This window comes from Pseudomonas paralactis (assembly GCF_001439735.1).
Taxonomy (GTDB): Bacteria; Pseudomonadota; Gammaproteobacteria; order Pseudomonadales; family Pseudomonadaceae; genus Aquipseudomonas; species Aquipseudomonas paralactis.
Genome location: NZ_JYLN01000011.1, coordinates 44,698 through 58,319, shown reverse-complemented (window position 1 = coordinate 58,319; position 13,622 = coordinate 44,698). Strand labels below are relative to the sequence as shown.

14 protein-coding genes are annotated in these 13,622 nt (G+C 60.5%); 5 read left to right on the top strand and 9 right to left on the bottom strand.

The genetic code is table 11. The features are described 5' to 3' along the window. Positions 1 to 19: 19 nt before the first annotated feature. Both TX23_RS23180 and TX23_RS23175 read left to right on the top strand, forming a co-directional pair. On the top strand, positions 20 to 898 hold the full coding sequence (locus TX23_RS23180; RefSeq protein WP_057704204.1) for a 5-oxoprolinase subunit B family protein: 879 nt from the start codon (positions 20 to 22) through the stop codon (positions 896 to 898). Further along, positions 895 to 1,869, top strand: coding sequence for a 5-oxoprolinase subunit C family protein (locus TX23_RS23175; protein ID WP_057704203.1), 975 nt, complete (start codon positions 895 to 897; stop codon positions 1,867 to 1,869). The genes TX23_RS23180 and TX23_RS23175 overlap by 4 nt, the downstream gene beginning before the upstream one ends. A 171-nt stretch (positions 1,870 to 2,040) precedes the next feature. On the opposite strand, the gene TX23_RS23170 is transcribed toward TX23_RS23175, so the two are convergent. The 3 genes from TX23_RS23170 to TX23_RS23160 all read right to left on the bottom strand — a co-directional run bounded on the left by TX23_RS23170 (position 2,041) and on the right by TX23_RS23160 (position 5,400). Next, positions 2,041 to 3,657: an inorganic phosphate transporter gene (locus tag TX23_RS23170; protein WP_057704202.1), complete on the bottom strand. Its 1,617-nt coding sequence runs from the start codon at positions 3,655 to 3,657 to the stop codon at positions 2,041 to 2,043. A 262-nt stretch (positions 3,658 to 3,919) separates the two neighbouring features. After that, entirely contained in the window at positions 3,920 to 4,942 is a 1,023-nt protein-coding gene (locus TX23_RS23165) for a transporter (RefSeq protein ID WP_057704201.1), read from the bottom strand. Positions 4,943 to 5,091: 149 nt separating this feature from the next. Further along, positions 5,092 to 5,400, bottom strand: a complete 309-nt coding sequence (locus tag TX23_RS23160; RefSeq protein ID WP_057704200.1) for a PepSY domain-containing protein — start codon at positions 5,398 to 5,400, stop codon at positions 5,092 to 5,094. Between the two features lie 157 nt (positions 5,401 to 5,557). Between TX23_RS23160 and TX23_RS23155 the strand changes: the two genes are divergently transcribed. Continuing rightward, positions 5,558 to 6,421, top strand: a complete 864-nt coding sequence (locus TX23_RS23155) for a sterol desaturase family protein (protein ID WP_057704199.1) — start codon at positions 5,558 to 5,560, stop codon at positions 6,419 to 6,421. On the opposite strand, the gene TX23_RS23150 is transcribed toward TX23_RS23155, so the two are convergent. Beyond that, a complete protein-coding gene (locus tag TX23_RS23150; RefSeq protein WP_057704198.1) occupies positions 6,413 to 7,078 on the bottom strand; it encodes an AraC family transcriptional regulator in 666 nt (221 codons plus the stop codon). The genes TX23_RS23155 and TX23_RS23150 overlap by 9 nt on opposite strands. After that, positions 7,079 to 8,206: a glycerophosphodiester phosphodiesterase gene (locus TX23_RS23145; RefSeq protein ID WP_057704197.1), complete on the bottom strand. Its 1,128-nt coding sequence runs from the start codon at positions 8,204 to 8,206 to the stop codon at positions 7,079 to 7,081. A gap of 232 nt (positions 8,207 to 8,438) precedes the next feature. On the opposite strand from TX23_RS23145, the gene TX23_RS23140 reads away from it, so the two are divergent. Next, positions 8,439 to 8,762 carry a DUF2025 family protein gene (locus TX23_RS23140; RefSeq protein WP_057704196.1) on the top strand — a complete coding sequence of 108 codons (324 nt, stop codon included), beginning with the start codon at positions 8,439 to 8,441 and terminating at the stop codon, positions 8,760 to 8,762. Between the two features lie 66 nt (positions 8,763 to 8,828). On the opposite strand, the gene TX23_RS23135 is transcribed toward TX23_RS23140, so the two are convergent. Together TX23_RS23135 and TX23_RS23130 are read right to left on the bottom strand one after the other, a co-directional pair. Then, positions 8,829 to 9,149: an antibiotic biosynthesis monooxygenase family protein gene (locus tag TX23_RS23135; RefSeq protein WP_057704195.1), complete on the bottom strand. Its 321-nt coding sequence runs from the start codon at positions 9,147 to 9,149 to the stop codon at positions 8,829 to 8,831. Next, on the bottom strand, positions 9,146 to 9,853 hold the full coding sequence (locus tag TX23_RS23130; protein WP_057704194.1) for a CTP synthase C-terminal region-related (seleno)protein: 708 nt from the start codon (positions 9,851 to 9,853) through the stop codon (positions 9,146 to 9,148). Before TX23_RS23130 ends, TX23_RS23135 begins: the two co-directional genes overlap by 4 nt. 80 nt (positions 9,854 to 9,933) lie before the next feature. Between TX23_RS23130 and TX23_RS23125 the strand changes: the two genes are divergently transcribed. After that, positions 9,934 to 10,818 carry a LysR family transcriptional regulator gene (locus tag TX23_RS23125; RefSeq protein ID WP_057704193.1) on the top strand — a complete coding sequence of 295 codons (885 nt, stop codon included), beginning with the start codon at positions 9,934 to 9,936 and terminating at the stop codon, positions 10,816 to 10,818. A 58-nt stretch (positions 10,819 to 10,876) separates the two neighbouring features. On the opposite strand, the gene TX23_RS23120 is transcribed toward TX23_RS23125, so the two are convergent. Further along, complete coding sequence (locus TX23_RS23120; RefSeq protein ID WP_057704192.1) at positions 10,877 to 12,196, bottom strand: methyl-accepting chemotaxis protein; 1,320 nt, start codon at positions 12,194 to 12,196, stop codon at positions 10,877 to 10,879. A 213-nt stretch (positions 12,197 to 12,409) separates the two neighbouring features. Next, positions 12,410 to 13,519 (bottom strand): diguanylate cyclase, encoded by a 1,110-nt coding sequence (locus TX23_RS23115; RefSeq protein WP_057704191.1) that lies wholly within the window; start codon positions 13,517 to 13,519, stop codon positions 12,410 to 12,412. Positions 13,520 to 13,622 lie beyond the last annotated feature (103 nt).

Here is a 13,622-nt window from a genome sequence, read left to right as displayed (position 1 = left end):
GATTCCAAGAGGAACAGACATGGCTGAAACGTCCCCCATCCGCTACAGCTTCGGCGGTGATGAACACCTGTTTGCCGAGGTCAGCGACAGCATGTCCCTGGAGGCCTTTTTCAAAGGCATGGCGGTGACCCGCGCCGTGGAGCGCCTGGCGCTGGAAGGCGTGCTGGATGTGTGCCTGGCCAATGCGTCGTTCCAGATCCGCTTCGACCCCGACCGTATAGCGCCCCATGTGCTGCTCGACGCCGTGCAAAGTGCCGAAGCCCAGGCGGTGGCCGAGCGCACGTTGCACACGCGCATTATCGAAATCCCGGTGCTCTATAACGACCCCTGGACCCACGAAACCTTGATGCGTTTTCGTGACCGCCACCAAGACCCCAGCGGCACCGACCTGGAATACGCCGCACGCATCAATGGCTTGGCCGATGTGGACGCGTTTATCGCCGCTCACAGCGGCGCGCCGTGGTTTGTGTCGATGGTCGGGTTTGTCGCGGGGTTGCCGTTCATGTTCCAGATGGTCGAGCGCGAACGGCAATTGCAGGTACCCAAATACCTGCGGCCACGTACCGACACGCCAAAACTGACCCTGGGCCATGGCGGCTGTTTTGGGTGTATCTATTCGGTTCGCGGCGCTGGCGGTTACCAGATGTTCGGCGTGACCCCGGCACCGATCTACGACCCGCAGCAGCAGTTGGCGTACCTCAAGGAGCACATGGTGTTCTTCCGCCCTGGCGATATCGTGCAGTTCAAACCGATGGACCGGGAGGCTTACGACCTGGCCGTCGCCGACGTGGACGCCGGGCGTTTCGACTTGCGCATTCGCCCGGTGGAATTCTCTCTGGATGCCTTTCTCGCCGACCCTATTGGCTATCCGAAAACTCTGCAGGAGGCGCTGGCATGATCAAGGTGCTCAAACCCGGCCTCGCCACCTCCGTGCAGGACCTGGGCCGCGAAGGCTATTACCACCTGGGTATTCCGCCATCGGGGGCGCTGGACCAATACGCGCTGAGTGCGGCCAACCATTTGGTCGGCAACCCCGTGGATGCGGCTGGCCTGGAATGCACGCTGATCGGGCCTGAGTTGGAGTTTCAGCAAGACGCGCTGGTCGCGTTGAGCGGTGCCTTGATGTCACCGCGCCTGGACGGTGAAGTGGTGCATCAGGACACCGCCTTTAGCGTGCGTGCCGGGCAGGTGCTGCGCTTCGAGTTTCCTGTGGCTGGCGCGCGCACTTACCTCGCCGTCGCCGGGGGCATTGATGTGCCGTTGGTGCTCGGCAGCCGCTCCACCTACACCCTTGGCGCGCTTGGTGGGTTTGATGGGCGGCGTTTGCAGGAGGGCGATCTGTTGCCCGTCGGCGCCGCCAGTGGTGCGGGGCGCGCGGGCAACAGCTTGCCGATGGCGTTGCGTCGTTCGGTGGGCGGCGATGTCACGTTGCGGGTCGTACCGGGGCTGTATTACGAACGCTTGACTGACGGGGCGAAAAGCAGCTTTTTTGCCGAACCATGGACGGTGGGCTCCGAGGCCGATCGCATCGGCTATCGCTTCAAGGGCGGCAGCGCGTTGAGCTTCCAGCCACGTGAACAGCCGTTTGGCGCGGGCTCCGATCCCTCCAACATCGTCGACAGTTGCTACCCGATTGGCTCGATTCAAGTACCGGCGGGGCTGGAACCGATTGTGCTGCATCGCGATGCGGTGTCGGGCGGTGGCTACGCGATGATCGGCACGGTGATCAGCGCCGACCTGGACTTGATCGGGCAGATGCAGCCCAACCAGCGGGCGGGGTTTGTGGCGGTGACACTGGAGCAAGCGCTGGAGGCACGGCGGGTCTACAAGAAACGCCTGAAGGCCATGGTTGGGCTCTTCACACCCTGAAGAAACACAAAACCAAGGGTGGCACGCCCTAATACCTGTAGGAGCGAGCTTGCTCGCGAAAAACTCACAGGCGCCGCGTTCATTCAGAAAGCACGCGTTATCGTTGGCGTTTTTCGCGAGCAAGCTCGCTCCTACAGAGGGCAAGCCACCCACATTTTGATCTGCTGTATGTCAAAACAATTGGGTGAACAGCCAGTAGAGGCTACCCGACAGGATAATCGCCGCCGGCAAGGTCAGCACCCACGCCATCAACAAATTACGGATGGTCTTCATCTGCAACCCCCCGCCATTGGCAACCATGGTCCCGGCCACGCCCGAGGACAATACATGGGTAGTCGACACCGGCAGCCCGAACATATCCGCCGCGCCAATGGTCAGCATCGCCACCGTTTCGGCCGAAGCGCCTTGAGCGTAAGTCAGGTGAGTCTTGCCGATTTTTTCGCCCACCGTCACCACGATGCGCTTCCAGCCGACCATGGTGCCCAGGCCAAGGGCAATGGCCACGGCGATCTTCACCCACAGCGGGATAAAGCGTGTGGCGTTGTCGATCTGTTGCTTGAACAGTTGCAGCTTGCCCTGGGTGTCGGCGTCGAAGTGGCCGACCTTGCCTTTGTCCATCAGGCGAATGGTTTCGCTGGTCAGGTACATGTCGTTACGCACGTTGCCGACGGCTTCGGCCGGTACGGCGGCGAGGGAACCATAGCTTTTCACTTCTTCGCCGATATGCCCGGTGATGGCGGCGAGGGCGGGCACCAGTTCCGGCGTGGCTTCCTTGGTACGAACGTAGGTCGACAAGATGCCCCGAGAATCGCCCGGTGCCGGCTGCGGTGCTGCTTTAACCAATGCAGCCTGGGTCACTTCAGCGACAGCGGCAAATTGCAGCGACTGATCGGCGGGCATGGTGCGGTTCAGCGCGTAGGCCATCGGCAAGGTGCCCACCAGGATCAGCATGATCAGGCCCATGCCCTTTTGCCCATCGTTGGAACCGTGGGCGAACGACACACCGGTGCACGTGACAATCAGCATCCCGCGAATCCACCAGGGCGGCGGCGTGTCGCCTTTGGGTGCCTTGTACAGCGCACGGTTTTTGACAAAGGCGCGCAGGGCCAGCAACAGCATGGCGGCAAACGCAAAGCCGATCAGCGGTGACAACAGCAACGCATAACCGATCTTGATCGCCTGGCTCCAATCCACACCGCTGGTGCCGTCACGTCCGTGCATCAGGGCGTTGGCGACACCGACGCCGATGATCGAGCCGATCAGGGTATGGGACGACGAGGCCGGTAACCCCAGCCACCAGGTGCCCAGGTTCCACAGGATTGCGGCGATCAGCAGGGCGAAAATCATGGCGAACCCGGCCGATGAACCCACCTGCAAAATCAGCTCCACCGGCAGTAAGGCGATGATGCCGAATGCCACCGCGCCGCTGGACAGCAGCACGCCGAGGAAGTTGAAAAAGCCCGACCACACCACCGCGAAATGCGGCGGCAACGAGTTGGTGTAAATCACCGTCGCGACGGCGTTGGCGGTGTCATGAAAACCGTTGACGAACTCGAACCCCAGGGCGATCAACAGCGCCACGCCCAGCAGCAGGAACGGCGTCCAGGTGGTCAGTTGGGCGCCCATCTCGTGCATGTCGTGCATCAGGCTGTAGGCGGTGAACAACAGGCCCATGGCGAGCACGGCGAAAAAAATGATCACCGTCAACAGGCCGGGTTTCGTGTCCAGGCGGGGTGTGGTGGCGGAGGGTGACGCGTGGGGGGAGGCGGTCAAGGAAGGGGTGGCCATGCCGGAGCATCCAGAGTGAGGAGGATGGCCTTGATGATCATTGCAGAATGTTACAAAGGTGCTGCGGCAGATCAGTGTTTGGCGCAATCGAGTACACCGCTTGTCTGCAATTGAGCACGGTCAATTCCTCATGCCTGTAGGAGCGAGCTTGCTCGCGAAAAACTCATAGGCGCCGCGTTCATTCAGGAGGCACGCGTTATCGTTGACGTTTTTCGCGAGCAAGCTCGCTCCTACAGGTATGAGGCAAGCCCTCCCACATGTGTTAATAGTCTTTGCGTTTTCTGAAGGCCCAGCGCCCGGCAATCAGGGTAAAGGTCGCGACCAGCGCCACCAGTATCCAGAAGCCTTCCGGGTCCTGGGACAGCGGCACACCGCCCACATTCATGCCAAAAAAACCGGCAATGATATTGATCGGCAGCGCCAGCACCGTCACCACCGTGAGGGTGAACAGCGTGCGGTTGCTTTGCTCATTGAGGTTGGCGGCGATCTCTTCCTGGAGCAGCTTGATACGCTCGCCCAGGGCCGTCAGGTCGTTGATGATCAGCGCAAACTCCTCGGTAGACTTGCGCAACTCCTTCACGTCTTCCTTTTGCAGCCATTGCGGCGGGCGATTAAGCAGGCGCAACAGCGAGCCCGGTTCCAGCGCCAGCAGGCGTTGCAGGCGCACCAGTACGCGGCGCGCGGCGCCCAGTTCGGCGCGGTTGGTGGACAGGCGTGAGGACAACAACTGATCTTCGATATGGTCCACGCTGATACTGGTCTTGCGCACGATCTGGGTCAGCACTTCGCCTTGATCGCGCAGCAAATGCACCAGCAATTCCAGGGGCGAGCGAAAGTGTTCCCCGGCTTTCACCGACGAGCGCAATTTGTCTACCGAATGCAACGGTTGCAGGCGCGCACTGACCAGCAAACGGCTGCGGGCACATACCCACAAGGTGGAAATGTCTGACGACACCATGCTGCTGAAGTTGAACACCACATCGTTGACCACCGCCAGCAGGGCAGAGTCCACATGTTCGATGCGTGTGGAGCGCGAGCCCTCATGCAGCGCTTCGAAAAACTCCTGCGGCAGCGACAAATGCGCCTGCATCCAGCGCTCGCACGCGGCGTGGGCGAGGTTCAGGTGTAGCCACAGAAATTCTTCCGGGTCTTGTGGTTGCTGCAAGGCGGCGAGGGCGGTGGCTGAGTCAATCTGCTGACCTTTTTCGCCGGGGCGAAAACGGAAACCGTAAAGCAGGCCAAACAGGTCGGGGTCCTGATGGGCGTGGTCGATGCTGTGGTTCATGGCGGCTCGCAGGGAAAGGGCCTGTAGGAGGTTTCACAGGCACCCAGGCGCGAATCATTGCAAGGCGCGATGACGGTTATGTGACGGTTTGGTAGCGCGCATAAAAAAACGCGCCACCCGAAGGTGGCGCGTTTTTTGGAAGATTCTAATCAAGTGTCGAGCTTGTCTTCCAGCACAGCGCCGGTCTTGGCGTCGAGCTTCACTTCAAATTGCTTGTTGGCAGTGTCGGTCAGTTCAACTTCGTAGACCAGGACGCCGCTGTTGTTGTGGTCCAACTCGGTGTCATTGATAGTGGCGCCCGGGTGCTTGGCCAAGGCAGCCGCGTTGAGTTTGTCGAAAGACATCACGGCGCCGGACTTGAGCAGGCCTTCGATATGATCCGGACGAACATCAGCCTGGGCCAGGCCAGCGGTCAGGGTCAGGGCAGTGGCGGCGAACAAGGCGGTCAGAGTTTTCATGGTGGGTGTCCTTCTTGGGTTGAGCTGTTTAAGTGGCCTCAGGTTATCCCGTGCAACTTAACTCACCCTTAATTATTTCAAGCAGTTGCGCAGTTTGTTCAATCCACGATGGATGCAGGATTTCATGCTGGGGCTCACCAAAAAAGGGAGCACTGGGATGAAACGGTTAGTCAGTTGGATGTATGCGCCTGCCTTCCTGCTGGGGTTTGTGGGGTGGGGGCTGTGCCAGCCCCGCTGGTTGTTGCTGATATTTGCAACAGCGGTTGCAGTGTCGTTTTTGGCGGAGCAATGGCTGCCCTACGAGCGGCAGTGGAATCGCAGCCTGGGCGATCGCCGGCGCGATACGTTGCATGCGTTGGTCAATGAAAGCCTGAACGTCCTGGGCTTGCTGGTTTTGCCCGGGCTCACCGCGTTGCTGGCGTTAGAGGGCATATGGCCGCGAGGCTGGCCGCTGTGGCAGCAACTGTTGATGGCGATCTTCGTGGCCGATGCCGGTATTACCTTGATGCATTACGCCAGCCATCGCATCGCATTGCTGTGGCGTTTACACGCGGTGCATCACAGCGTGCAGCGGCTGTATGGTTTTAATGGCTTGATGAAGCATCCCTTGCACCAAATGCTGGAAGCGACGGCGGGCCTGCTGCCGTTAGTCTTGATGGGAATTTCGCTTGAGGTCGCGCAGTTGCTGGCGCTGGCCATCGCCATTCAATTGCTGCTGCAACACTCCAATGTGGATATGCGTCTGGGACCGCTGCGCTGGATATTCGCCTGGGCGCCGGTGCATCGATTTCATCATATGAAGTACGGCCGCGCCGGGGATGTGAACTTCGGCTTGTTCTTCAACCTGTGGGACTGGTTGCTGGGCACCGCGTTTTATCGCGATGGTTACCGCATGGGCTCGCAGGACCTGGGCATTGGTAGTCGCCCGGATTTCCCCGTGGCGTATGCAGCGCAGTTACGTGACCCGTTTATGTCGGTCCGTTCGACCAAGGAGCCGCCGCTGCCAGACGACCTACGTTAGGAACTGCACTTGCAGCTGGCGCAAGGAGGCGCCAGCCGTCACCCCGAACAACTGCTTCATGGTCCGCGAAAAATGCGCCGAATCGGCAAAGCCCGCACCATGGGCTGCTTCGGTCAGCGTGCTGCCGGCAAGGGCCAAGCGCAGCGCAATGCGCAACCTTCGCCATAACACCAGGCGGCGTACGGGCACACCCAACTGATCGTTGAACAGGCGCTCCAGTTGGCTCAAGGACACGTGTGCCGCCGCGGCCACCGCGTGGGCCGACACCTTGCCGCTCAGCTGCTCGTCGAGGGTGGCAAGCGCACGTTCAATACGTGGGTCTTCAAGGCGGCATCGGGGCAGTGCGTGCAGGGCCGTTGGAGATATATCACCGTCTGCCAGCAGTTGCTGCAACGCTTGGAGATCAAAGGCCATCGGCTCGGCATACAGCACCCATACCTCGCCTTCGGCCTCCAGGATGGCATGGCGGTGACGCGAGGGAATAAACAGGCGATGGGCAGTGGTGATACCACCTTCAAGGCTGACCGTGATCGGCGCGCCAGGGCAGAACATCAGTTGATGAGCATAATGCGCATGGGGCGCGGTGCACCCCACCTTGCCGAGGATCAGCCCGTGATCAGGCCCCAGCCACAGGTGGCCTGACCATTCGGGCTTCACTCAGTACTTATGGTCGTTGAGCAGGTCCTGCACGCTGGACGACGGCCAGCGCTTGTAGAACTTCAGCAGCTCGGCGGCGCGGTTGGTGAAGATGCCATCAACCCCGGCCTTCATGACTTTCTCGAAATCCATCGGCTCATCCACGGTGTACACATGCACCAGCAGGCCCTTGTCGTGGGTCAGCTTGTTCATTTCAGGCTTCACCAGGTCGGTGTAGCTCTGGTCGCCGTGGTCGGTCAGCTCCGCCGATGGGCCAGTGCCGATGGCGCCGAGGCTCTTGGCCTGGTCGACCCATTTTTCGAATTCGGCGGCGTCCTTTGGCTCTTGCTTGGCGTAGTAGGCGGCCTTGGTGGTTTCGCCGGACTCGGCGAAGGTCACCCTGGATTTGGGCTCGATGCTGCCTTCGCCCACCCACAACAGCAGGATCTTCGGGGTGTTGGGCATTTCTTTTTGCAGCTCTTGCAGGCTGGCCACTTCAAAGGTTTGCAGCACCACGCGGCCACGGCCTTGGCCGACGCCGGTGTTGCTCTTGCCCAGCTTGGAGCCGGCGGAGCTCAGCCAGCCTTTGTCCAACAGCTTGTTTTTCAGGTCGGCTTCGATACCCGGGAACTGCTTGGGCTCCTTGGTCTCGATGTACAGGCCGGGTTTGTGTGACGGGTTGCCTTCGGCGATCTTGATGATGTCGTCCAGGCTCAGGATCTTCAGGCCAACAAAGCCCGGACGTGCGCGATCCGGGTAGGCGGCGTTGAACCAGCTGCCGGCGTCGAGGGTTTGCAGTTCTTTCCAGGTGAACTCGTTGGCCGGCGCGTCTTTGCGCTCCGGGAACTTGGTGGCCACGTCGGTGGTGCGCTGCAGGTTATTGTCGTGCAGGGCGAACAGCACGCCGTCCTTGCTGCGTTGCAGGTCCAGTTCCAGGTAGTCGGCGCCCAGGTCGCGTGCCACCTTGTAGGCGGCAGCGGTGGATTCAGGTGCGTCATAGGAAGCGCCACGGTGAGCGATCACGGCAGGGTAGGGTATGCCTTCGTTTGTCGCCAATTCAGCCGGGCTGACCGGGTCGGCAGCCTGTGCCTGGCCCAGGCCGAGCATCAACGCCAGCAGCAAGGCGCTCTTGGTAAACGTGACAGGCATATGCGAAGTCCTTTCGTGGAGGTAGCTTTGAGAAGGTGTCCTTTTTAACAATTGATTGCCAAAGGCGCTATCACCAAACCGACATTAACGTGTGCAGGGGCCGATTTTGTCGGTTTTTTTGTGCTGCGTTGCAGTATTCTTGCGCATAGCTGCCCCGTCAGAGGGCAGTATCTTCTGCCACGCGTGTAAACCATCTTTCCAGCCCGAGCAGGGCTTTTCAGTGAGGTTTACCATGCGCATCACTTCAGAACTTATCTGCCAGGCCGCCGACCAACTCCAGGGTTTTGTCGGCCTCAATCGCAAAACCGGTCAGTACATCGTGCGTTTCAGCGAAGACTCATTCGGCATGGACGTGGCCGATGACGGCATCATTCCCACCGCAGAATTTGTCTGGCTACCCGCCGCCGACCACACCATGACCCTGTGCCGCGAACGCATCCAGTTGTTGCTGGACCAGAATATCGATGACCGCATCAACATCACCGAGCCATTGCGGGTGTACATGCGCCGGGTGGAGATCCCGCAGATCAGTGCGTTGCGCAGTTTGGTGAACTGACTGACCCTCGTGCCGGGGCGATCCCTGTAGGAGCGAGCAAGCTTGCTCCTACCGGTTGAAAACCTCTCAATGTGAGAAGGTGTACGCCCGCTCTACCTTGCATACCCGCGTGTGAAACGCGGTGTACCAGGTGGAGCGTCCTTGCTCACGCACCTGCCGGTGTTCGGCCTGCTGTTTCCAGGCCAGGATCGCCGCCTCGCTGGCCCAGTAGGACACCGTGATGCCCAATCCATCCTCCCGCGCCGACTCCACGCCGAGAAACCCGGGTTGTTGCGCCGCCAGGGCCAGCATTCGCGAAGCAGCCTCGCCATAACCCTGATCGCCGCTGGTACGCAGCGAGCTGAAGATCACCGCGTAATAAGGTGGGGCGGGCGTCTTGGCGATCATGCCGACAGCTCTTGGCAAGCCTTGAGCAGGGCCAGCGCCAAGGGCGGCGTGATGCCCTTGAGTGCGGCGCGTTCGGGCTGGAACAGCGTGGCGACGAAGAACGGGTGATCGCGTAACTCCAACGCGCGCAACTCGCCCGCAGCATCGTGACCGCTGGGAATCAGGTTGCCCGCCAGTAGTGCAGCGGCAAACGCAGGGTTGATGCCGTAGCGGCAGTGGTAGCCTTCGTGGATGTCCAGGTGGCCGTAGGCTTGGGCAATGCGCGTGTGCGCCGCCAGGCGCAGGGTGTCGCTCACTTCCACCAGCGAGCAGCTCAGTGGGGTGATGACGGCGCGTTCGGCGTGGGGGGCCAGTTCGCCATGCTCGGCATCGATCCAGCCCAGTACGTTGCGCGCATATTCGAGCACGGCATGTTGAAAACCACCGCAGGTACCAAGGAAAGGCCGGCCTTGTTCGCGTGCAAAACGGATTGCCCGCAACGCGCCGTCAGTGTCGCGATAGGGGCTGGCAGGTACACACCAGAAACCGTCAAAGCCTTGCAGTGCAGTAGTGGAGGTCAGTGTTTGGGTGTCCAGCCATTGCGCGTGAACCCTTACGCCCAGGGTGTCGGCGGCCTGTTGCAACGCCACTGGAATAGCCTGGTGGGCGATCACGTCAGGGTTGTAGTCGCCGATCAGGGCGAGGTGCAGAGCGGTGGGTGTCATCGGGTGCATCCCTTGGCTTGTGGTGGGCTCGTACGCACTATAGATTGGCGTTCGCGCAATCAATATTGGCGTTTACCCACATGCTTAATGCAGCCACGCACTATCAACTCGACTACTCCGATCTGTCATTGATCCTTGCCCTGGTGCGCGGCGGTACGTTGGCGCGGGCCGCAGCGTTACTGCGGTTGGACGTGTCCACGGTATTCCGTGCGGTAAGGCGCCTGGAGGCGGCCCTGGGCCAGACCTTGTTTGAAAAAAGCCGCGCCGGTTATTTGCCTACCAGCCTGTCGACCCATCTGGCCCAGCAGGCCGAGCGCGCAGAGCAGGCCCTTGAGGCGGCGCGCATAGGTGTGGAGCAGGGCGGTGAAGTGATCAGCGGCACCGTGCGCCTGACCTGCACCGACTCGGTGTTGCAAGGTTTGCTGTTGCCGGCCCTGGCGCAATTCATGCCAGCCTACCCGGCGCTGACCCTTGAACTGAGCACGTCCAACGACTTTGCCAACCTCAGCCGTCGAGATGCAGATATCGCCCTGCGCCTGACCAGGACGCCGCCGGAGCATCTGGTTGGGCGTTGTCTGGGGGCGGTGACGTATCAGGTGTGCGCCAGTGCCGAATATGCGCGCCAGCACGCAGGCCAGGCGTTGGCTGACCTGGCCTGGATCGCGCCGGACGACTTTTTGCCTGATCACCCCACCTTAGTCTGGCGCCGTGAACAGTTGCCGGGCGTGCGGCCCAGTTATCGTTGCAACAGCATGCAGTCGGTGACTGAACTGGTGCGCGTCGGGCTGGGCGTGGCGGCGTTGCCGGATTTTCTGATACGGGATGGCCTGCAACCGCTGGGCCCTGCATTGGCAGGGCACGACACGGCGCTGTGGTTGTTGACGCGGCCTGATTGCCGGGCGTTGCGCTCGGTGGTGACATTGTTTGATGAGCTGGGACAGCATGTGCGCGGGCTGCGAAGTTAGCTTCGATACAGCCCGGCGCATGGGCCAAGTCCCCCAGCCAGAGAGCCTGAAGAACCGGTCAGCGATTGCCCCGATCATTGGCAAACGCGCTTACCGCCTGGACGGCTTCGCCGGTGCCTTCGCGAATTTGCAGAATCACCGTGCCCGCCTGGTTGGCCAGTTCTACGCCCTGGGCGGCACGGTCGCGGGTGGCGTCCATGCTGTCGATGGCTTGGCGGGTTTCGTCCTGGATCATGGCGATCATGCCGGAAATTTCGGCAGTGGAGCCGCTGGTGCGCGCCGCCAGCTGCCGCACTTCATCGGCAACCACGGCAAAGCCACGGCCTTGCTCGCCGGCGCGGGCGGCTTCGATAGCGGCGTTGAGGGCCAGCAGGTTGGTCTGGTCGGCGATGCCGCGAATGGTGTTGACGATGGCGGTGATTTGTTGCGAGCGCTCGCCGAGTTTGGCGATCAGTTGCGAAGAAGCGTCGATATCAGAGGCAATTTCGCGCATACCGCTGGCGGTTTTCTGAATCACTTCGGCGCCTTTTTCCGCCATCTCCTGAGTGCTCAATGACAGGTGATAAGCCTGTGCTGCGCTCTGAGCCTCGGCGGCATGTTGTTGTACACGAGCGGTGACGTCGGAGGCGAACTTCACCACTTTGCACAGGCGCCCACTGGCGTCGTACACCGGGTTGTAGTTGGCTTCCAGCCATACGACCTGGCCGTTTTTGTCTACCCGTTCGAACTGGCCATTGAACAGCTCGCCCTGGTTCAAGCGTTTCCAGAACTCGCTGTAAGCGGCACTGTTGGCAAGCTCGGGTGTGCAAAACAGGCGGTGATGCTTGCCCTGGATTTGCGCCAGGCTGTACCCCATGCGCTGCAGGAAATTGGCGTTGGCGGTAATGATGGTGCCATCAAGGTTGAACTCGATCATCGCCATGGCGCGGTCGATGGCTGCCAGCTTGGCGTTGGCTTCACTCTCGGCTTGCAGGCGCGGGGTGACATCCATGGCGTACTTCACCACTTTGATCACGCTCCCGGCTTCATCGCGTACCGGGTTGTAGCTGGCTTCCAGCCACACCGAATCACCGCTGGCTCCCACACGCTCAAAGGTGCCCGACTGGAATTGGCCGTTGCGCAGCTGCGTCCACAGTTGGTTGTATTCGGCGCTGCGGGCGAAGGCGGGGGTGCAGAACATCCGGTGGGATTGGCCCAGGATCTGTTCGGCACGGTAACCCATGGTTTTGAAGAAGTTGTCATTGGCCCGCAGCACGGTGCCTTGCAGGTCGAATTCGATGACGGCCATGGAGCGCTCGATGGCATCGAGCAGGCTGGCCTGTTGGGCAATGCGGTGTTGCAGGGTGCTGATGGTTTTCTTGTGGGCGGTAAATAGCATGTTAGAGGGCTCGGGCATGCAAGCATATGCGGTATCCATGTATTTGCGCCTGACCCCGTAGGGCGCCTGGCCTTACGGTTGACTTGCTCATTGCCAGCTTCCGGGTGCTGACAGAGGGGGGGTGGAACAAGGGGTTCAGAGTGATCGACCGGCCCAGAAGTTCGCCGTATGGGCAGGGGCATTTTTGGATAGCCGACCAATGGCGGCATTATGCTATTGCGGCAGGCTGGCCGAGGAAGATTCGGACGAGGTGTTATCAGACAACTGCGGCCGAACAGGCGATCTCCCGTCGCTGGTCCTGACGCAGTTGCGGCCGGTGTTTTTGGCAGCGTACAGCGCGTTGTCCGCAGCGTTGAGCCACATAAGCGCATCCTTGAAGGTCGGCTGAAAATCCGCCAGGCCGATGCTCAGGCTCACGCGCAATTCAGGAGTTTGCGCATTACGGTAGTTACTGAATGTTTCGCGCACCTGTTCCATCACTTGCGCGGCCTCTTGCAAGGTCATCTTCGGAAGGATCACACAGAACTCGTCACCTCCGTAGCGGCCGGCGAGGTCTTCTTCGCGCAGGTGCCGACGCAAGTCCAGGCTCAACTGGCGCAGTACCGCATCGCCGACGGTATGGCCGTGCTTATCATTGATGCGTTTGAAGTGGTCGACATCGATCAAGGCAATGGTCGCCTGGCCTTGTAGCTGCTGGCACTTGTGGAACTTGAGGTTGAGCAGGTCTTTCCACGAGCCATGATTGAGCAGGCCGGTCAGGCTATCGATGCGGCTCAGGGCGCTGAGGGCGCGTTTATGTTGCGACAGTTTGATTGCCAACTGATAGCAGACCATGCCGATGGCCATCGGGTAGAGCGTCAGCATCGGCAGGCAGGTGTAGACCTCGACAAGGCTGACGCTGGAATCGAACGTGATCCCGAACAGGCCCCAGGCGATTGCGATGCCGACGGCTTGTGCGAGCAGCCCGTGCAGGAACAAGCGTGTGCCGCCGGCAGCGACGTTATTCATGGCCATCATCGACAAAATGGTCACGGCCGTCAGCGGCGAGAACTGGGTGGCTGCCGCCCAGAAACCGCCCGACAATGAGTCATACAGCAGGTTGCGCCGTTCGGCCTGATAGGGAAACGGCGAATGGGTCGATATCAGATAAGCCACGTGCGGCCAGGCAAGGCCATTGAACAGCAACAATGCCCATACCCAACCGGGCATCGACAAGGGATACAACGCGCCGATTACGCTGATGCTACCGATACCCAGGCCGATGATCCTTGGCTTGTAGATACGTCTGGCAAATGAAAGCCCTTTGCCTCGTCTGTTTTCCATAGTGTCCTGGGTGAGCTGTTTTTTACGGGTGCGACAGCAAGCGTCACCGGTCAAAAGCCGATGATCGGATAAAAGCGGCCGATATTGTCGATTATTCCCGCAG

Excerpts from the sequence above, each read along its gene's own strand:
- TX23_RS23180 (WP_057704204.1), top strand. The coding sequence starts at position 20 with ATGGCTGAAACGTCCCCCATCCGCTACAGCTTCGGCGGTGATGAACAC.
- TX23_RS23175 (WP_057704203.1), top strand. The coding sequence starts at position 895 with ATGATCAAGGTGCTCAAACCCGGCCTCGCCACCTCCGTGCAGGACCTG.
- TX23_RS23170 (WP_057704202.1), bottom strand. The coding sequence starts at position 3,657 with ATGGCCACCCCTTCCTTGACCGCCTCCCCCCACGCGTCACCCTCCGCC.
- TX23_RS23165 (WP_057704201.1), bottom strand. The coding sequence starts at position 4,942 with ATGAACCACAGCATCGACCACGCCCATCAGGACCCCGACCTGTTTGGC.
- TX23_RS23160 (WP_057704200.1), bottom strand. The coding sequence starts at position 5,400 with ATGAAAACTCTGACCGCCTTGTTCGCCGCCACTGCCCTGACCCTGACC.
- TX23_RS23155 (WP_057704199.1), top strand. The coding sequence starts at position 5,558 with ATGAAACGGTTAGTCAGTTGGATGTATGCGCCTGCCTTCCTGCTGGGG.
- TX23_RS23145 (WP_057704197.1), bottom strand. The coding sequence starts at position 8,206 with ATGCCTGTCACGTTTACCAAGAGCGCCTTGCTGCTGGCGTTGATGCTC.
- TX23_RS23140 (WP_057704196.1), top strand. The coding sequence starts at position 8,439 with ATGCGCATCACTTCAGAACTTATCTGCCAGGCCGCCGACCAACTCCAG.
- TX23_RS23135 (WP_057704195.1), bottom strand. The coding sequence starts at position 9,149 with ATGATCGCCAAGACGCCCGCCCCACCTTATTACGCGGTGATCTTCAGC.
- TX23_RS23130 (WP_057704194.1), bottom strand. The coding sequence starts at position 9,853 with ATGACACCCACCGCTCTGCACCTCGCCCTGATCGGCGACTACAACCCT.
- TX23_RS23125 (WP_057704193.1), top strand. The coding sequence starts at position 9,934 with ATGCTTAATGCAGCCACGCACTATCAACTCGACTACTCCGATCTGTCA.
- TX23_RS23120 (WP_057704192.1), bottom strand. The coding sequence starts at position 12,196 with ATGCTATTTACCGCCCACAAGAAAACCATCAGCACCCTGCAACACCGC.
- TX23_RS23115 (WP_057704191.1), bottom strand. The coding sequence starts at position 13,519 with ATGGAAAACAGACGAGGCAAAGGGCTTTCATTTGCCAGACGTATCTAC.